The organism is Actinoalloteichus sp. AHMU CJ021 (assembly GCF_002895405.1).
GTDB lineage: Bacteria > Actinomycetota > Actinomycetes > Mycobacteriales > Pseudonocardiaceae > Actinoalloteichus_B > Actinoalloteichus_B caeruleus.
The window spans coordinates 3747819-3766391 of the sequence record NZ_CP025990.1 but is presented as its reverse complement, the minus strand read 5'-3'; the positions used below and the strand labels follow the sequence as shown (position 1 = coordinate 3766391).

At 74.0% G+C, this 18573-nt stretch carries 15 protein-coding genes and 1 pseudogene; 5 read left to right on the top strand and 11 right to left on the bottom strand.

Going from position 1 to position 18573, the window contains the following annotated elements; genetic code table 11:
* Positions 1-135: 135 nt before the first annotated feature.
* From C1701_RS16320 to C1701_RS16310, 3 genes are all read right to left on the bottom strand, one after another.
* Entirely contained in the window at positions 136-1125 is a 990-nt protein-coding gene (locus C1701_RS16320) for a hypothetical protein (RefSeq protein ID WP_035274231.1), read from the bottom strand.
* Positions 1126-2383: 1258 nt separating this feature from the next.
* Entirely contained in the window at positions 2384-3508 is a 1125-nt protein-coding gene (locus C1701_RS16315; protein WP_026419088.1) for a J domain-containing protein, read from the bottom strand.
* A 959-nt stretch (positions 3509-4467) separates the two neighbouring features.
* Positions 4468-5307, bottom strand: coding sequence for an SAM-dependent methyltransferase (locus C1701_RS16310; protein WP_337661737.1), 840 nt, complete (start codon positions 5305-5307; stop codon positions 4468-4470).
* Between the two features lie 305 nt (positions 5308-5612).
* Between C1701_RS16310 and C1701_RS27530 the strand changes: the two genes are divergently transcribed.
* From C1701_RS27530 to C1701_RS16295, 4 genes are all read left to right on the top strand, one after another.
* Positions 5613-6134: a hypothetical protein gene (locus C1701_RS27530; RefSeq protein WP_337662324.1), complete on the top strand. Its 522-nt coding sequence runs from the start codon at positions 5613-5615 to the stop codon at positions 6132-6134.
* Entirely contained in the window at positions 6131-6667 is a 537-nt protein-coding gene (locus C1701_RS27525) for an AAA family ATPase (RefSeq protein ID WP_337662302.1), read from the top strand. The genes C1701_RS27530 and C1701_RS27525 overlap by 4 nt, the downstream gene beginning before the upstream one ends.
* A 219-nt stretch (positions 6668-6886) precedes the next feature.
* Positions 6887-7204 carry a hypothetical protein gene (locus tag C1701_RS16300; RefSeq protein WP_103056162.1) on the top strand — a complete coding sequence of 106 codons (318 nt, stop codon included), beginning with the start codon at positions 6887-6889 and terminating at the stop codon, positions 7202-7204.
* 276 nt (positions 7205-7480) lie between these two features.
* Positions 7481-9139, top strand: a complete 1659-nt coding sequence (locus C1701_RS16295) for a PD-(D/E)XK nuclease family protein (protein WP_103056161.1) — start codon at positions 7481-7483, stop codon at positions 9137-9139.
* Between the two features lie 346 nt (positions 9140-9485).
* On the opposite strand, the pseudogene C1701_RS27520 reads toward C1701_RS16295, so the two are convergent.
* Both C1701_RS27520 and C1701_RS16285 read right to left on the bottom strand, forming a co-directional pair.
* Positions 9486-9839, bottom strand: a pseudogene (locus C1701_RS27520) (TetR/AcrR family transcriptional regulator); the annotation flags it as partial.
* A gap of 127 nt (positions 9840-9966) precedes the next feature.
* Positions 9967-11163, bottom strand: a complete 1197-nt coding sequence (locus C1701_RS16285; RefSeq protein WP_103056160.1) for an alpha/beta hydrolase — start codon at positions 11161-11163, stop codon at positions 9967-9969.
* A gap of 77 nt (positions 11164-11240) precedes the next feature.
* Here C1701_RS16285 and C1701_RS16280 point away from each other — a divergent pair, with 77 nt between their 5' ends.
* Positions 11241-11882 carry a TetR/AcrR family transcriptional regulator gene (locus C1701_RS16280; RefSeq protein WP_051314013.1) on the top strand — a complete coding sequence of 214 codons (642 nt, stop codon included), beginning with the start codon at positions 11241-11243 and terminating at the stop codon, positions 11880-11882.
* Between the two features lie 61 nt (positions 11883-11943).
* Here the strand turns inward: C1701_RS16280 and C1701_RS16275 are convergent, their stop codons facing one another.
* From C1701_RS16275 to C1701_RS16250, 6 genes are all read right to left on the bottom strand, one after another.
* Complete coding sequence (locus C1701_RS16275) at positions 11944-12621, bottom strand: response regulator (RefSeq protein ID WP_026419081.1); 678 nt, start codon at positions 12619-12621, stop codon at positions 11944-11946.
* Entirely contained in the window at positions 12618-13805 is a 1188-nt protein-coding gene (locus tag C1701_RS16270; RefSeq protein WP_155886149.1) for a histidine kinase, read from the bottom strand. The genes C1701_RS16275 and C1701_RS16270 overlap by 4 nt, the downstream gene beginning before the upstream one ends.
* 128 nt (positions 13806-13933) lie before the next feature.
* On the bottom strand, positions 13934-14977 hold the full coding sequence (locus tag C1701_RS16265; protein ID WP_337661736.1) for a DUF418 domain-containing protein: 1044 nt from the start codon (positions 14975-14977) through the stop codon (positions 13934-13936).
* A 428-nt stretch (positions 14978-15405) separates the two neighbouring features.
* Positions 15406-15624: a ferredoxin gene (locus tag C1701_RS16260; RefSeq protein ID WP_443098119.1), complete on the bottom strand. Its 219-nt coding sequence runs from the start codon at positions 15622-15624 to the stop codon at positions 15406-15408.
* A 52-nt stretch (positions 15625-15676) separates the two neighbouring features.
* Entirely contained in the window at positions 15677-16885 is a 1209-nt protein-coding gene (locus C1701_RS16255; RefSeq protein ID WP_103056158.1) for a cytochrome P450, read from the bottom strand.
* A 426-nt stretch (positions 16886-17311) separates the two neighbouring features.
* The gene (locus C1701_RS16250) at positions 17312-18253 is read right to left on the bottom strand and encodes a DUF5996 family protein (RefSeq protein ID WP_026419079.1); all 942 of its coding nucleotides are present in this window, start codon (positions 18251-18253) and stop codon (positions 17312-17314) included.
* Between the last annotated feature and the right edge of the window lie 320 nt (positions 18254-18573).

The window sequence follows — 18573 nt, the reverse complement described above, 5'->3', positions numbered from 1 at the left end:
TCGGCACGGGTGTCGCCTCTCGGCGGAGATCCGAACGCGGCTCCGGCCGAACCGGTGTTCCGCGACGGTAGGAGTGTTGAGCCCGGGGGACCAGCCCCGTGCCGACCGCTCGGATCAACGCCGTCCTCCCTCGGTCTATTCCTCGGCGTGCTCCTCGACGCTCCCGGGGACCGGGTCCAGCTCGGCCGCCGGCGGCACGGGGAGCCGGAACCGGCGCGACCGCACGTGCGCCACCAGGTCCGGTTCGGGGGGGACGTCGTGTTCGCGCAGGTAGTAGGGGACGGCACCGGACCAGACCCAGACGCCGTCGGAGTGCAGGGTGTGCGGCACGGTGGCCGGCAGGGCGGGGTCCAGTTCGTCGGGGCCGGTGGCCACGGCCGACACGGTCGGCGCGTTCTCCAGGTAGGAGAGCAGGGGAGAGCGTTCGGCGGGGGGGACCTGTTCGCGGGTGGCACGGGGGCGCCCGTCGGGGTCGGAACCGTCGAACACCCGTGCCTGGCGCAACTCGGCGCGGGTCGCCGCTGGGGTTGTGCCGGGGGCCGTGGGCGGGCCGGCCGTCGCGCGGCGGTCCCTGCCAGGCCGGGCCCGGCCGCGTCGCGGCACCCCGTCCGGCCGGTCGGGGGTCGGCGGGGCCGCCACCTCGGTGGGTGGGCGTTGGTTGGCGGGGGAGGTCCCGGTCGGCTGGACCCGCGCCAGGTGGTCCCGCCACCAGCTGGGCAGCCGTTCGTCGTCCCGGGGGTGTCGGCGCAGCTCCTCCAGCCAGACCGAGGGGGGAGGTCGGATGGCCCAGCGGGGTTCCCTGTCGAACTCCCACCGCTGTTCGAAGGAACCCGCCTTCTGGTCGAGGACGAGGACTCCGCTGACCCACGTCCCGGTCCCCGGCTGGTACATGGTCGTCCTGACCCGGTCGAGCAGCGGCGGCAGGCCCTCCGGCGGTGGGACGCGGTGGCTGGTGCCGTCCGGCATCACCACCCACACCTCCCACTCGGCGTGCTGCCCGGCCGCCCGGCAGAGCACCTGCACGGACGACCAGCCGGGGGCAAGGCCACGACGCAGCTCGGCGGCGGCGAGGTTCAGCAGTCGCTGCGGCTCCCGTTCCCCACCTGACCGTGCGGGGTGTCTCATCGCGGTTCGTCCTCTCGCTGCGGTGGCACCGCCGGCGGATCCGTCGCGGCGGGACATGGAGCGGCCATCCGGCGTCGTGCGCCTCGACTGCTCACCGTGACCGCCCGGCGGGCAGCCGCTGCCGTTCGGGTGGGCCTCCCGAGGGACCCGTGCGCACCGTTCCCGTTCCGAGCCGCCGCCATCCGGGCGGACCACGGCGGGACCGGCGACCACGCGGACGGCCGCCGCGCCGAGGGGGCGTCCGGGGGAGAGCGGCGCCGGTGGCCGGTGGCGCGCCAGGTGGGCCACTCGGCGGTGTCGGGCGGCCGTGGTCGGGCTGGGAGGGGCCTCGGCCGGGCCGAGCCGGGCACCCGGGCGCGGGCCTGGTTCGAACCCGCGGTCCAGCCCACCCCCCTCGTGCTCCTCCGGACGCCAGGGACCCCGCCCGGGCTCGCGTGCCGCCCCTCCTCAGCCGTGGCCCTCACCGCTGGCCTGACCCGCGGCGCCCCGTGGCGGTCTGGCCGTGCTGACCTGCGCGGAGACCGTGGCGGAGTGCCCGGCTGGCCTGATGCCTCAATCGACGTCGGGCACCGGCTGAGGGTTGGGACGGGACACCGCGTGGGGGAACGGAAGAAGCTCGGGACCGGGATGTCCGGCGCGGTGGCGGCGTCCGGGTGGTCTCCTCCCACGGGCTACTCGGAACGCCGCGCCGCGCGAGTGGTCGAGCACTTCGCCGGTCACGCTGCGGAGGGCGTCGAGGAGCTGGTCGACGGCGCTCCTGGGCGGGCGAGTGCGGTGATGCCTCCGTGCGGTCCGACACCACGACCTCCCGTGCTCGGTGCGCCTCCCGCCATGGTCGCGCAGCTCGGTCACCGTGGGTACGGATCCGAGGTCGGTTGGTCCGGATGGCCGACGGCACCTGGTGTCGTACTGCGCCGGGCGCAGCACGGCCCGCCGGTGGGGAGGACGTTCCTCGGAGCTGGTCGCGCACCGGTCCACGACACCGACCGTGGTGGGAGCGCCACTCGGACGGCGGTTGCCCTCCGGCGGAGGAGCTCGGGAGCCCAAGTAGGGCCGGCGCGGCGGTCGCCTCACGGCGATGACCCGAACGCGGCTCCGGCCGGACCGGTATTCCGCGACGGCCGAGTGTTGAGCCCGGGGGACACGACCGCGCCGGCACCTCCTGACTACCCCACCGGGGCCGCGGTCATGCCTCGGGTGGGACGCCGATCCCGTCCGCTGGCGGCCGCTCGGGTCGTCCGGCACCGGAAGGCCCGGGTCAGGAGCGGGCCGAGGCGGACACCACCTGGTTCAGGACCGCTTTGAACAGGTCGGCGTCCACGGCCGTGGGGTCCTCGGCCAACCATGCGCCGACCTCGTCGACGAACCGTTCCGGGGTCATCGGGGCGGAGATCGAACCGTCGTCCTCCTCGGTGGTGATCTCGCCGGCCCGGCTCGGGTAGAGGAGCAGCGCCCCCCGGACCTCGACTCCGGGCAGCAGCCGGCGGTAGGCGGCGACCACGTCGGGGAGGCGAACGCTCCCACCCCGGAACGGGTGCCCGTTGCGCCAGAGCTCCCCGTCCTCGTCGACGGCGTAGTGGCCGGGCAGCCAGGCCCGGGACTCGACGAGGACCAGCCTGCGGCCGCAGAGCACCGCGTGGTCGACATCGGAGAACACGGAGTCGGGCATGGCCAACCCGTGGAAGATCCGCACCCCGGGGATCCGGGTCAGGTACGTCGTCAGCAGGTCGGCGGTGAGCTGTTCGGCGACCTCGTCCCGCTCCGCTCCCGGCCGGCCGAAGACGCGGGTGTCACCGAACTCCTCGGCGAAGGCGCGGTCCGTCCGGCTCGCGGCCAGCTGGCGGCGCACGATCCGGATCACCCAGCCCGCGGCGGCCGCGACCAGCAGCAGCCACATCATCAGCGAGACGGGCGAGCCGACCATCACCGGCGCGAGCGCGAGCAGCGCCGCCCACAGCCCGGTGGCCGCGAGAGGTGGGGCGTGCCCGCAGCCGGCGGGAGGGACGTGCCGGACGTGGTCGGTCTCCCGGACGGTCGTCCACCAGTCGAGGTCGTCGGGATCCACCTTGGGCGTGGGCGGGACGAAATCGGGGTCGGTGCCGAAGGGACGGCGGTGGCCGCGTCGCCGTGAGTGCCAGCGGGAGGGCGAGCGGGAGTCCCCTGGAGCGGCCGGCGGCGCGGCGGCCCTGGCACGGTCGCGGTCGTACTGGCGGCGCAGGAGCGGGTCGGTCAGCGTCTCGTAGGCGTCCTGGAGCAGCCGGAACGCGCCCGCCGTGCCACCCGCGTCCGGGTGCATCGTCTTGGCGAGCTGGCGGTAGGCCGACTTGACCTCGGCGGTGGTCGCGTCACGGGACAGACCGAGCAGTTCGTAGTGGTCGACCACGGTGCGGAACTCCGATCGCCGTCAGTGCGTGCGCGGACACGGTAGGAGAGGCGTCCCGGGCGGGGCGAGCCGCCGGGTGCGCCTCGCGGGGGCGTCCGTTGATCATGGTGCCGGGGCGGTCAGGCACGTCTCTCGCGGGGGAGGTCCACGGTGGGTGACGGCACCCGGGTGCCCGGCGTCGGCTTCGCGGGTGTGGCATCGCCGCCCGGTCCGGTGCGCACACCGCGTCCGGCCCCGCACCGGGGGAGCGGCCTGGTCCGGTGCTCGGGGGCGGCGGGGTGGGCTCGTGGCTCCGCGTGCTCCGGGTCGGTGCTCCGCGCTCTCGGCGGCCTCGCGCCCCGAGCGGCCCCGTCCGTGTTCCATCGCGCCCGACCGAGCGCGCCAACAGGAGGCCGCGGCGGCGGGCGGCGGGCGGTGGGGCCGGCAGGCTGTTCGCGGCCGGGGAGCGTTCGTCCTCCGCGCACACGCCGTTCTCCCCAGGTGCGCTGGCGGAGCCGGGCGTTCCACCGGCCGGGGCGCCGGGCCGGGCCCGTCGGGCGAGGAGGTGGCGCCGATCGCGTCCGTTCGCCCGGTCGTCTCGGGCCGGGGTGGCACGGTTCGACGGCGGTGTCGGTGGCCCTCGGCGCGGACCGGTGGCGGGCGGGTGGCTCCGTTGCCGAGGACGGGATGTCGCCGTCACCGGACCGACGGGGCCCGGTGCTCGCTGGCGGACGGCGTCCGTCGACCGCTACGCCGGGTTCGTCCGTCCGAGGTGCCGCCGGTCTCCGCACGGGTTCGAGGCCGGATCCGGCATCCCCACCTGGCTCGCCGTGCGGCCGGCGGTTCCGGCACCGGGTCGGGGTGCGGTCCCCGACCCGGTGCGGACGGCGCTGGCCGGTGCCGTGCCCGGACGGGGCGGTCAGCCCCGGCGGCCGGTCAGCGCCTCCTCCGCCCTCGCCCCTCGCCGTCGCGGCCCGCGATCAGGGCTTGCGGCCGACGCCGCCGAGCAGCAGGTGGTCCCCGCGTGCTGGCGGGGTGTCCTGCGGGCCGTCCGGCCACCAGTCGAACAGGTAGCCGAGACCGGGCTCCACCAGCTCCACGCCCTCGAAGAAGCCGGCGATCCGCTCACGGCTCCGGAAGATGCAGCTGCCCATGAGGTGGAGGAACTTGACCTGGGCCTCCTGCGCCAGCGCGTGGTGCTCGTCGTCGGGAGCGGGCATGTGCAGGTGGCTGATGGCCAGGTATGAGCCGCTGGCCAGCGCGTCGACATAGGCCGACATCACCTCGCCAGGGCGGTCCTCGTCCGGCACGTGGTGCAGGGTGTTGGAGTGGATCAGCGCGATCGGCCGCGACAGGTCGAGGTGTGCGCTGATGACCGGGTCCGCGAGCAGCGTCGCCGGGTGCCGCAGATCGCCGGCGACGAACCTGGTGCGGTCGTTCTCCTCCAACAGGGCCCGTCCGTGCGCGGCGACCACCGGGTCGTTGTCGACGTAGACGACCCTGGCCTCGGGGTTCACCCGCTGCGCGGCCTGGTGCGTGTTCTCCGCCGTGGGAAGCCCGGAACCCAGGTCGAGGAACTGGGTGATCCCGGCCTCGCCCGCCAGGAACCGGACCACCCGGATCAGCCACGCCCGGCAGAGCCGGCCGGTGTCGGCGGCCTCGGGGGCGATCTGGAGGATCTGGCGGTAGACCTCGCGGTCCACCTCGAAGTTGTCCTTCCCACCCACGAACGCGTCGTAGACCCGCGCGATGCTGGGCCGGGTGGTGTCGATCTCGCTCGGCAGGAATCCGCCGGTCTGTGCTTCGTCCGCGCCTGACATGTGCAGCAGCCCCACTCACGTAACGCCGGAAATGGATCACCCCAAAGAGTAGGCAAAGGGGTCCGAAGGGTGAACAGTGGCTCCGCTGCCGGCTCGCTCGACTACCAGCAGTAGTAGTACCGGTGATCTGTCCTTGCTCGTCACCGCCGATCGAGCCTGGATCTTGCGCTGATCGCACGTGCCGGCGGAGGCGCGCCCCGCCTGGGGAAGCTCGTGCGGGTGGACGGTCCAGCCGCGACGGCATCAACCGAACCGAGGCCGCGCGGCACCTGCCGTTCGGCCCGTCGAAGCGGTTCCGGGACAGCGTGGTCAGGGGGCGGCGGTCAGGTGGGCCCTACCTGTCCACGGAGGAGCGGGAGAACGGCACCGTCATCAACGTGCACGGCGACGGGGGAAGCCGGGGGAAACCCCAGCCTCGGGCCGCCGCGCGTACCGGACGGACCGTGCTGAGCACCGTGACCACGAACGACTACCCGACGATCCTCGCGGCTCGGCGCGAGATGCGGAGTTGGAGGAGGCTCGCGCTCGAGCCCTCCGCCCTGCGGGCTCCGGACGCCTTCTCCGCGCCGAGGTCGATGAGTACCAGCGGGAAGCACCTGGCCTCGACACTGCACCGGATCGCCACCGAGAAGGCGGGCGGTGCGGCCGGGCAGGACGATCCCGAGGCCGTCTTCGCGCGGGTGGTGGACCGGCTGACGGACCTGGTGGGCGTCGGCGCCGAACGACTGGCCGTGGAACCGGATCCAGTGCGCGAGGTGTTCACGCTCCTCCTCCAGGAGAAGGGGGATTTCGGCTACCCGCTCGCGGGCTTTCCGAGGGGACCCTGAGGTTCCTCGCGCTCTGCGTGTTGATGGAGGACCCCACGTTCACCGGGCTGATCTGCATGGAGGAGCCGGAGAACGGCGTGAATCCCGCGAACCTGTCGGCGGTGGTGGATCTCATCCGCGACCTCGCCGTGGACGCCAGCGAGGAGCCCGATCCGGACAACCCGTTCCGCCAGGTCATCGTCAACACCCATTCCCCGGGTGTCGTGCGCCAGTGTTCCCAGGACGATCTGCTCCTCGCCGATCTCCGTCCCCGCCGACTCCCTGACGGGAGGATCGTGTCGGCGCTGTCGTTGCTGCCGTTCCGCCGTTCCTGGCGCGACCGGGCCAACGACGGACGCGGCGAGAGCTTCTCCGAAGTCGACGTCCTTGCCTACCTGGTCACGCCGCCCGGTGCCCAGACCCAGCTCTTCGAGGAGGGTTGGCATGAATTCCTCGTACTCCGGACTCTTCCTGGCCGAGGGGACCTCGGACCTACCGTTGGCGCGCCTCGTGGAGACGCCCTTCCTCGAACGGGATGTCCCGCTGCGGGCTGAGCACACCGGACTTCACGAAGCTGCCCCGCGTCCCCAAGGACCTGCCGAGACGCCGTGACTACTGCCTCCGGGACCTGCTGAGGTCGGAGCCGGTGGTTGTCCTGGTCGTGCACCGCGACGCGGACAACGCGGGCTCGGATGCCCGGCGGAACGAGATCCTGGACGCGGTCGCCTCCTGCTCCGTCGCGCAGGAGGCGATCCCGGTGGTACCGATATCGGATGACGGAGTCGTGGCTCCTGCTGGATGGGGCCGCGATCAGGCAGCGGGCGGGGAACCCGAGGGGCAGGCAGCCGATCCCGCTGCCGCCGCCGGGCGAGGTGGAACGGATCGGCAACCCGAAGGAACGCCTCCAGCGGTGCCTGCTCGAGGCCGCTGCCGCGACTGGCCGTCGACGCCGCGAGGTGCGGCAGCGGTGCAACTCCCACCGCCGCGAACTGCTGAACGGGCTTGATCCCGCGGGCCCCGTCTCACGGCTGCGGGGTTGGCGGGAGATGGTGGACGAGATCGACAAGGTGGCGGCGCGCCTGGGCAGGTGAGACCCCCGCCATGCGGGTGACCGGTCGGACCAGGGCGAGTGGTGGGGCGACGACCAGCCGGGATCACGCGCCTCGGTGTTGGTATACAGGCGGGGTGATCGGCTGGCGCGCGCTGACCGCCCAACCACGGCGTGGGGGCCGCGAGCGCGCATCGCGCTCCAGGGCTGGACACCACGCGGCTTCCGGAGGCGGTGGGCGGCCACGGCACCAGCCCCGTCCGGGCTCGGGACGCGGGGCGGGACGTGTCGGGCGCCCGCCCACTGGGAGGAGGACGACATGAGCGAGCCGTTGCCGGCGGACCTGGCCTACCGGGGGCGCCCGGACCGGGTGCGGGTGAAGGCTTCCCTTCTCGACCAGGTGGGGGGCGGTTGCCCCGGGCGGCTGAACCTGGCGACCCGTCCCGGGGTGGCTCCGGCGGACAGGTCCGTCCGCCGTCCCGAGCCGTGGCCGTTCCTGCTCGGTGCCGTGGTCGGCGCGGTCACCTCGGTGCACCGGGGTGTTGACGAGCAGGAGGCGATCCGCGCGGCGGGGCGGGAGGTCAGCAGGAGCGGAGTCACCCTCCACGCGCTGGCCCGGAGCTTCCTGGACGCGGCGGTCTGGAACTACCTGGAGGCCCACGACGAGCGGGTCGACGAGGTGGGGCCGCTGTCCCTGGTCGGTGAACGGCAGATCACGCACGGGAACCGGGAACTGACGGCCTGGGGCCTGTACTACGAGAGCCCGGACGGTGCGCTGCGGGAGGTGCGTCGGCTGCGGGTGGGCTCCGCCCGCGACGGCGCGGAGAGCCACCGGTGGGCGGCCGTGGCGGCCAAGCTCGCGCTGGACGGGACGACGGCGGACGGACGGCAGGGCGACGGGCGGCCGGACCGGGTGACGGTCGTCGAGGTGGGCCTGGGGGACGGTGGAACGGCGGTGGTGGCCGACCTCGGTTCCCAGGCGCAGGTGCGGGACTTCTACCAGCGGGAGGCGCGTCCGGTCATCGCCGAGCTCATCAGCGGTACCCGCCTGAGCCCGGGGCGCGACTGCGACCAGTGCGGTTGGCTTTCCACGTGTCCCGCGATGCCGAGGGCGGCGGGGTTGCTGGGCCTGGCCGAACCCGCCACCCACACCCGGTCGGTCAGCGCGTCCGAACTGGACCGGTACCACGGCTGTCCGGCCCGCTACTTCGGCGACAACGTGCTGCACCTGCCGAAGGAGGACGGCGTCGGGCCGGCGCAGCTGCGCGGTCTCGCGGTGCACCGGTGGCTGGCCGCCGCGCACGCGAGGCCGGACGCCGTCGCCTGCGTGGTCGAGGACCTTCCCGAACCGGGCACCGGGGTGCCCGCCCACCAGGAGGTGTTGACCGACTCGGAGTACGAGGCGGCGTGGCCGTTCCTCCGCCAGCACGTTGACCGGTGCCCGCTGCGCGGTGAGGCGGTGGCGTCGGTTCGGGTGGAACCGGTCCACCGGGTCCACGACTCGACGGCGGACGTCGTGGTGGCCGCCAGTCCGGACCTCGTCTACCGGGCGGGTGCGGCACGGCGGTGGCGGGAGACCAAGAGCACCCTCGGGCATCTGCCGGCCGGCGTCGAGGACGCGATGGTCCGTTACCTGGCGCTGGCGGTGGACGTGCTGATGCTGGCGGCGGTGGTGCGGGCCGACGCGCACCAGGGTGGGGCAGCGGTGGAGCTGGAGGTGTTGGGTCGGGAGGAGGCTCGGGTGTACACGGTCGACGTCACCGATGAGGCCCTGCTCGCGGCCGCCCGTCGCCGGGTGGCGGACGCGGCGGCGCCCTGGAGCCGTGATCTCGACTTCCGGCCTCGCCCGTCGTCCGCCTGTGGGACCTGCCCGGTCGGCGGGTGGTGCCCGAGCAGGGGGGAACGCCCGGCGGAGGTGGCCTCGGCGTCCCGCGCGGGTGGCGCCGCCGCCGTCGCCGTGGAGGCGCCGCCGTTCTGACCGCGCCGGGGGCGGATCGGGGCTGGCGGGTTCGGGAGCGCGGTCGGTGGGTGCCGCCGCCGCGTGCCAACGGGGACGTCCGAGGGCGGCGAGGCGGCGTCAGGCCGGTCGGAAGCCGGCGCGGACCGCGGTGACCAGCGCGTCCGCGTACTCCGGGCGAGCGGTCCGCTCCGCGGCGGCCCACGATGGTGGACGGGCGCGTACAGCAGGTCGAGCACCAGGTCGAGGTCGGCGTCCGCCGCGAGTTGTCCGGCCCGTCGCGCGGATCGGAGGCGTTCCCGCTTCGCCCGCTCCAGGGGCCGCCGAGCCGTTCCCCGTAGGAGGCCGCCAGCTCGGGATCGTCGGTGATCTCGGTGTTCAGCGCGCGGCTCGGCGGCTCGAAGGCGGGGGCGGCGAACTCGGCGACGGTCGCCCGCGACACGGCGCGGAGGTCGGCTTCGAGGTCCCCGGTGTCGGGGAGCATGACCTGGTCTTCCTCGTCTGGCGTGCTGAGGGCCAGGATCGAGTGGAGGACGACCGCGCCCTTCGTGGGCCACCACCGGTAGATGGTCGCCTCGCCCACCCCGGCTCGTGCCGCGATCGCCTCGACGGTGACCCCGGGGTAGCCGAGCTCGACGATGAGGTCCCTTGTCGCGGACAGGATCGCCTGGCGGGACCGTTCGCCGTGCCGCCGGGAGTCGGGCGCCTTCCGGGTGCTCATCCGCGCACAGGGCACGGGGAGCGGGACGAGACGAACCGTCCTGCTCCCCGTGGCGTTCACGGCCCCGGAACCGGGCGGTCGGGTGCTCCAGCCGGGTTGGCCGCCTCGGCCGCCCAGCTGAGCGCGCTCACCCGTGGGTGGTCAGGAACTCGCTGATGGCGTGTCGGGCGAGCTGGCTGCCGAAACCGCCCCAGCTGAGGTCGAACTGGTGGTCGGCGTAGGGGATCTCCACCAGGGTGTGGTCGACGCCGGCCTCCTCCAGCAGGTCGGCGAACGCCCGGGTCCGCTCGGCCCGTTGGAGGACGTCCCGCCCGCCCTGGATGAGCAGGGTGGGCGGCAGGTCGGGGCGCAGGTAGCTGCTGGGAGAGGCGGGCACCCAGTCCTCGTCGGCCAGTCGCCAGGTCTCCTCGCTCAGCTGGCGCCACACGTCCTCGCCCAACCTCGGGTGCTTGCTGATCTCCGCTGTCGCGTCCCCGGGCGCGTACCAGGCGATGACGGCGGAGACCTCCGCCGGCTCCGCCGGGGCGTCGCAGGTCGGCCCCAGCTCCTCGGTGGTCGTGTACGAGGCGAGCAACCCCAGGTACCCGCCGGCCGACTGGCCCATCACGGTGATGCGGTCCGGGTCCGCCCCGTACCGTTCGGCGTTGGCCGCGATCCAGCCCAGCGCGCACTTGAGGTCGCCGGGCGGCGTCCGCCAGTCGCCGTCGCGGAAGAACCGGTAGTCGACGTCGAAGACCACGTGGTCGAGCTCGGTGAGCCAGACGTCCCACCGGGGGAAGGGGCTCTGCGGGGCGTCCTCGGCTCCACCGTGGACGTTCACGACGACGGGGTGCGGGCGGTCGGGTGCGGGTTCGGTGGTGGGCCGCCACACGTCCAGCATCAGGTCCTCGCCGTCCACCTCCGCGTAGCGGACGGTCGCGTCGGGGCCCCGGTCCGCCTCGCCGCTGAGCCCGTCGAGGTAGCCGCCGAGGGTCAGGGGGGCGCCGAGGTCCCGCGCGGTGGACCAGGCGGACAGGCCGGGTAGGGCCCCCGAGACGACCAGCGCGAGGTTCACCGCGACGACGGCGGTGGCGGTCCAGCGCCTCCCCCGGCCGCTGGCGCGTCGTCCGCCCAGGAGGCCGAGGACCAGGCCCAGGACTCCCGCCGCGCTGACCAGCAGGCTGAACTCCAACACCAGAAGACCCACCGCCCACCATTCGAGGCTCGGCATGGGGAGGAGCGCGGTGGCGGCGGCCGCCGCCCCGGCCAGGCCCGTCGCCGCGCCACCGGTGAGGGCGAGCCACCGGCCGGCTTGGCGTGAGCGGCCGCTCGCGGTGTTGGACATGGAACCTCCCACGTAGGAATACGTTCGTATCGAATACGACTGTATTCCTACGTGGGGGTATGCGCGAGACTGGGGGTATGCCGAGGCACGTCGACCGTGAGGAACGCCGCCACCACGTGGCGGACGCCCTGCTCCGCATCATCGAGCGCGAGGGGTTGGAGGCGGTCAGCGTCCGAACCGTCTCGGCGGAGGCCGGGTGCTCGGTCGGCGCGGTCCAGCGCTACTTCCGCAGCAAGGACGAGATGTTGCGGTTCGCACTGGAGACCGCCATCAGCCGGGCCGCCAGCCGCATGGCGGAGATCCGCCTCGGCCCCGGTCTGATGTCCTTCCCCGACGCGCTCCGGGCGGCCGTCGTCGAGTACCTCCCCCTCGACGACGGCCGGCTCGCCGAGTCCCGGATCTGGGCCGCCTTCTCCGCCCGCGCGGTCGTGGACCCCGCGTTCCGGGCCGTGATCACCGCACTCGACCGCCCGGCCAGGGACCAGCTGGCCCGGGTGTTCGCCTACGCGGAATCCGTGGGCGAACTGCCAGCCGGCCACGACCACGAGGCCCTGGCGTGCCTGGTCATCGCGTTGATGGACGGGCTGATGTGGTCGCTGCTGTTGCGACCCGCACCCGAGGAGCGGGCGGTGCACCTGGCGGCGGTGGACGCGGCGGTCCGGGCGTTGACCACGAAGGTGGGGCGACCCACCACCGGTGGGGACGAGACCGCGCACTGACCCTTCCCCGGCACCCCCGGCACCCCCGGCACCCCCGGCACCCGACCTGCCCTGTCCCGGGCTAGCCGCCGGGACGGACCAGACCGTGTTCGTAGGCGAGGACGACCGCCTGCACCCGGTCGCGGCAGCCCAGCTTGGCCAGCAGGTTCCCGACGTGCGTCTTCACCGTGGACTGCCCCACGACCAGGGTCGCGGCGATCTCGGCGTTGGACAGGCCCCGCGCGACCAGCACGAGGATCTCGCGTTCCCGTTCGGTCAGTCCCGGATGCGCGGGCAGCGGCGTGGGCTCGCGTGGTGGTGGGTCGGTCGACCGGCGGGCGAACTCGGCGATCAACCGGCGGGTCACCCTCGGCGAGATGAGTCCCTCGCCGCGGGCGGTGGTGCGCACGGCGGCCACCAGCTCGTCCGGTTCCACGTCCTTGAGCAGGAAGCCGCTCGCCCCCGCCCGCAACGCCGCGAAGACGTACTCGTCCAGGTCGAAGGTCGTCACCACCAGCACCGACACCGGAGGATCGAGCCCGGCGTCCGCCAGCCGTTCCAACGCCGTGATGCCGTCGGTGCCCGGCATGCGCACGTCGAGCAGGAGCACGTCCGGCCGGGTGCGCAGTGCCTCACGGACGGCCTGGTCGCCGTCCGCGGCCTCGCCCACCACCGCCAGGTCCGGCTCGGCCTCCAGGATGGTGCGCAGCCCTGCGCGAACCATCGCCTGGTCATCGGCCAGCAGCACCCGAACCGTCACTCCCGCCCCTCCGGTTCCGTCGGGAACCACGCCGTCACCAGCCAACCCCCGTCCGCCGTCGGTCCGACCCGCAGCCGACCCGAGGTCTGCCGCACCCGTTCCCGCATACCCATCAGACCGTAGCCACCGGAGCCCGTCGCGTCCCCACCGGTGGTGGCGGCGCCGTTGCGCACCGCCACCTCGAGACCCTCGGGAGACCGGACCACGACGACCGCCACCTCGGCGCCGGGGGAGTGCTGGCGGGCGTTGCTGATCGCCTCCTGCACCAGCCGGTAGGCGGCGACGTCCACCGCCACCGGGAGCGGTTGCTCGGGGCCGGACACCGACAGCGTGACCACCGTCCCGGCTCGCCGTGCCTCCTCCACCAGCTCCTCGACCGACCCCATCGAGGGCAGCGGGCCCTGGTCGTCCTCGGGGGCGTCGGTGCGCAGGATGCCCACCAGCTGCCGCATCGCCGACAGCGTCGCCCGCCCCTGACCTCGGATGCCCCGCAAGGCCTCCCGCACCAGGGCGGGGTCGCGGTCCACCAGCCGGTCCGCGGCCCCAGCCTGGACGACGATCGCGGAGAGGTCGTGGGCCGCGACGTCGTGCAGTTCCCTGGCGATCCTGGCGCGCTCCTCCCGCACCGCGGCCTTGGCGCGTTCGGCGCGTTCGGCGGTCAGCCGGTCGACCCTGGCGGCCAGTTCGTCGAGGTAGTCCCGCCGTGTCCGCGTGTAGAGCCCGAGGAGGCCGGCCAGGCCGTAGGAGAACAGCGACGCCAGCAGCAGGTTGCGCGCGTTGGTGCCGTCGTTGCCCCAGAAGGTCGGCAGCGGGGTGATGCGGCCGTCGAGCACCGCGACCGACAGCAGACCACCCACCGCGTGGACCAGGGCGAGGACGGCGAGTGTGAGCACGACCCGCCGGCGGGGCAACAGGCTCCCCACCGTGTAGGCGCACACCACCAGCCCGAGACCGGTGCCCGGGTAGACGAAGGGCGGTAGCGAGGCCACCAGGACGACGACGGTGGCCAGCACGAGCGCGGTGCGGGGCACGAGCCGCCGAATCGCGAGGACCGCCACGTCGGCGCTGGCGACGAGGTTCATCAGGACGACGGTCCACAGCGGCTCCGGCAGGATGCCGCCGTTGACGGCCAGCGCCGCCCCGACCCGGACCACCACGAGCAGGAGCGCCAGTCCCAGGGCCACGACCGCGTCCCTGGCGACGGGGGTTCGTGCCCCGGCGGCGGTCAGGGCCCGCGTCCACCACCGGACCCGCCGGGTTGGTGCCAGCGCGGGCCGGCCGCCCGCCGGCCCGCGCCGCCCACCGGAATTCCTCACCGGGAGGCGCCGTCCGCCGGTGCCACCCGTGCTGGCAGCCACCGCCAGTAGGTCACGCAACGCCACGCCCACTCAGCTGGGCCGTAGCGGAAGTGGCGGGTCCACAGCGGGCTCCAGACCGCCTGGGCCAGCAGGATGCCGGCCCCGAGCGCGGTGGCGACGGCCCAGTGGGAGGAGCCGGGGAGACCGAGCGCCGTTCCCAACGCCACGAACAGCAGGGTCGCGGAGAGGTAGTTCGTCAACGCCAGCCGGCCCAGCGGGGCCAGCAGCGCGGTCAGGGCCGACCCCAGCACGGGGACCGCCAGCAGTGCGAGGAACGCGGCGGCGTAGGCGGCGGCCATCGAGAACGAGAACAGCAGACCGACGCGGCGGGTCACCCCCTCGGCGGCGCCGCTGTGGACCACCACCCAGTACGAGCCGGCGGCGACCACCGCCGCGACCACCGAGGAGACGACGAGCGCCGTCGTCCGTTCGGGGAGACGGGTCGCCACCCCGAGCTGCGCGAAGGCGAAACCCAGCACGAAGAGGCCGGGCAGCAGCCCGAGCCCTCCGACGCCGGCCACCAGCCCCAGGACCGTCAACAGGAGACCGACGACCAGGTTGACCCTGCCGGAGCAGAAGCTGAGCGGCAGCAGCACCAGCAGGCCCGTGACCGCGAAGGGCAGCAGCACCTCACCGGGTTGCAGCAGGTGGTGCAGGGCTCCCACCACGCCGAGAGCCACCAGCCGGCGCACCAGCAGCGGCCGGGGACGGTCGGTGCGCTTGGCCGCCGAGCGCAGGAAGAGGCCGAAACCCACGCCGAAGAGCAGGAAGAAGATCGGGTAGAACCTGCCGACCACGAACAGGCGCAGAACCTCGGGTGCGTCCCCGAGCACCGGCATCATGTCGAGGGTCTGCGGGATGTTGACGAAGATGATCCCGCACAGCGCGAAGCCTCGAAGCGCGTCGAGGGCGTGCACCCTGCCCTGGGGACGTACCGGGGCGGGTGGTGCTGGCGCCGTGGTCGGCGCGGAGCTGGGACGTGATGGGAACGAGGACATGCGTGGATGGTGGCCCACCGCGCCCGCGCCCGCCTCCCCCGCGATGACGAGATCCGGCTCCTCCCCGAGGCGGAGGCACCGTCCGAGGTGGCGGCGGTAGCCGACCCCCTCGGCCTGCTCGGGGCCGGGGAAGTCGTCGGGGTGTCGGGGGCCCGGACCCGCCGCGCGGGGAGGTCACGACGCGCCCGCCCCGGACGGGAGCCGAGGTCCCGGGCACCACCCGGGGCTGGCCGGATGCCGGGGCGTCCCGCCGCGCGGGGCCGGGGAAGTCGCACCGGGCAGCGTGCGGCGTCACGCTCCGGTCCGCCGTGTCCGCTGACACGGGTCCCCGCCAGCTGCCGTGCCGTTCGGGTGGCCGCGCCGGCCCGGCGGCCGCCGGCGACGCGCTGGCCCCACGCCGCCGGCGTGGCCGATCGGCATGGACGACGTCACCGGAGTGCCGGTCCTCCGCTCGGATGGGCGTGAGCCGGATGCGGGGCAGGGCAGGGCACGGTGGCCTCCCGAACCCCCGCCGCCAGTGCCTCCGCCGCGGCGGCGAGCGGGATGACCCGCCCGGCCTCCGCCGACTGGTCGACGACGTCGGGCGCGAGCACCACGCACTGCCCGGCGGTGCGACAGGCGTCCACGTCGACGTTGACCCGCATCACGGACCCCCTCCTGGACACCGGGGTGCTCACCCCGTCACGACGTCGAACCCGGTCACCAACGGACCGGGAGCGCGTGCACCCCGTAGATCTGGGCGTCGTGCTTGAACGGGATCCGCTCGAGCGGGGTGGCCAGCCGGAGACCCGGAAACCGCTCGAACAGCGAGCGCAACGCGATCCGCAGCTCCGCCCTCGCGAGCTGCTGCCCCAGGCACAGGTGGTCCCCGTGGCCGAAGGCCAGGTGGTGCCGTGCCCGCCGCGTCACGTCCAGCCGGTCCGGCGGGGAACCAGGGAAGGCCGAGGGGTCCCGGTTGGCCGCCGGGAGCGACACCACGACGCCGTCGCCCGCGCGGATCGTGACACCCCCGAGGTCGACATCCTCGGTCGCGAACCGGCGCTGGCCCGCGTGGATGATCGTCAGGTAGCGCAGCAACTCCTCCACGGCGCGCGCCGTGGAGTCGTCGTCGGCCACCACCAGGGGGATCTGGTCGGGGTGGTCCAGGAGCGCGGCCACCCCCAGCCCGATCATGTTCGCCGTGGTCTCGTGCCCGGTGTTGAGCAGGAAGACACCCAGGTCCGCCGCGTCCTCGGCGGTGAGCTCGCCGGCCCGCACCCGGACCGCGAGGCGGCTGAGCACGTCGTCCTCCGGGTCACCGCGCTTGTCGTTGACCACGTCACGGAGGAAGGCGCGCAGGGCCTCGAAGGACCGGAGCTTCTCCTCCATCGGAACGTGCAGGCTGATGACCGTCGACGCGGCACGTTGGAAGAAGTCGTGGTCCTGGTAGGGGACGCCGAGCAGATCGCAGATGACCAGCGAGGGCAGGGGCTGGGCGAACCGCCCGACGAGGTCCACCGGGGGGTTCTCGCTGGCCATCTCGTCGAGCAGCTGGTCAGCCAGCCGCTGGATCGTGGGGCGCAGTGCGGTCACCCGCCTTGCCAGGAAGTCCCGTGCCACCAGGGAGCGCAGGGCGCCGTGTTCGGGCGGGTCCTGGGAGGAGAAGAAGACACGGGGCCGAGGGGGTTCCGCCTCGAACCTGCTCGGGTAGCAGGGGTGGCCGTGCGCCGCGCTGAAGCGGCGGTCCCCGAGAACGACGCGGGCGTCGTCGTAGCGGGTCACCAGCCACACCGCGAGCCTGCCGTCCCAGATGCTCACCCGGCCCACGGGCTGGTCCCCGTACTGGGCGGTGTGCTCAGCCGGGGGGTCGAACGGGGCGCCGGGCGCCCGGGACAGGGTGTAGGGCGGTAATCGGAGTTCCGGCGACATGGTGGCGCTCCCTCGTGGCGGCACCGGGACCGGCAGCCGCGGCCGGACTGACGGACGGGAACCGCCTGGTCGTGATCCGACGAGCGCGGGGACGCCCGGACGCCGCTCCACCAGCCGCTGCCACGGGCGGACCGTGGTGGTGGCGCTGGAGTACCCCGTCCACTCGGGACGGAACCCTAGGTCAACGCCGCGCGGGGCGTCCATACCCGAGGTGGGTGCCTGGATTCCGGGAGCGCGCTCACCGCCGCCGGGTGCGTCGTGGCCGGGGTCCCGATCCGCCCGGGCCGCCGCCCCTCGTCCGGTGCTGCCGCGCCCGGCTGCCGTCGTCGCCCCGAACCGGACTCGACTGGTCTCGACTGGTGCTCCTCGGGGTGGGGCCCTCGGGGGGCCACCTCGATCCCGGGGGCCGGTCGTGGTCGGCCGGCCTCAGCTCCGGGCCAGGACCGGGTCGGTGATGCCAGCCGGGCAGGCGAGCTGGTCGACGTCCCACCCCGCGCTGGCCGCGCCTGCCCGGTACGCGCCGCGGTAGAAGGCGAGGACCTGGTCCTCCGCGTCCGGTGCGGTGCGCACCGCGTCGTAGGGCAGGACCGCGAGGTGACTCCCCCCGCCACCCTCCACCCAGCGGGCGGCGGCCGGTTCCAGGGGGTGGCCCGTCAGTCCCTCCGGTTCTGGTGCCGTGTACGAGTAGAAGGTGGGTTCGGGGACCCGGTCGTCGCCGAACCAGAACCCCGCGCTGATGACCTCCTCCGAGTACGCCTCTCTCGTGACCGGGTCCGTGTCGGCCGACTGGGGGACCGGTCGCCCGCGGAACCGGGTGACGGCGATGTCGAAGGTGTGCCAGAAGTGGTGTACCGGGCTGATCTTCCCCCGGAACTCCGCGCTGAACCGCTCCAACAGCAGGTTGACCCGACTCAGGACCTGCCAGTAGCGCAGGGCGTGCGCCGCCTCGTACACGCGGTGCTCCGTGTCCTCGGTGAAGGGGCGGTTCTGGTCCGGCAGGTCGAAGGGGTGGTCGAGGGGGATGCGCACCGGAACGCCCAGCTCGTCGAGCGCCGACAGGGTCTGGTCGTGGAAGGAGGCCACCGACCGCCCGACCAGGGAGAAGCGGACCGACCGGCCGTCGAGCGCCGCCACCTGGAGCTCGTGTGCGACGAGGTCGAGGTCGATCGTGAAGATCCGGTCGTCCTCCCCGCCGCTCATCGGCCTCGTGGTCAGGCCCCGCCCCGTCAGGTGGAAGGGGACGTTCCACCAGTGGTTGCGGCGGGCACTGGCGGCCAGTCGGATCTTGCCGACGACCTGGAGGTAGCGGTGCAGGGTCTCCTTGGTCGGCCGCCACTCCGCCAGCGGGATCGCGGGAAGGGTCTCCATGTCCCGACGGTAGGCGCGGGGACCGGGGGACGCATGTCGGTCAGTCCTGGCAGGGCGGTGTACCGAGACCAGTCGAGACAGGGCGGCACGTGCTGTGCCGTCGTCCGCCCCGACCTCCTCCGGCGGGTGGGCTCCGTCGACGTCTCGGCTGGTCAACGAGGTTCCGGGTACTCATCCGCCAGCGTCACCCCGGCGGGGAGCCCGTGGGGCGGGCGGGGAGGGGCGCGGCGGACCACGCCGCCGGAGGCGCCGAGGCGCCGGTCACGCCGGGGACGAGGCACGTGGTCGGGATCCGACCCGGCAGGGGCGGGACGTCCTCC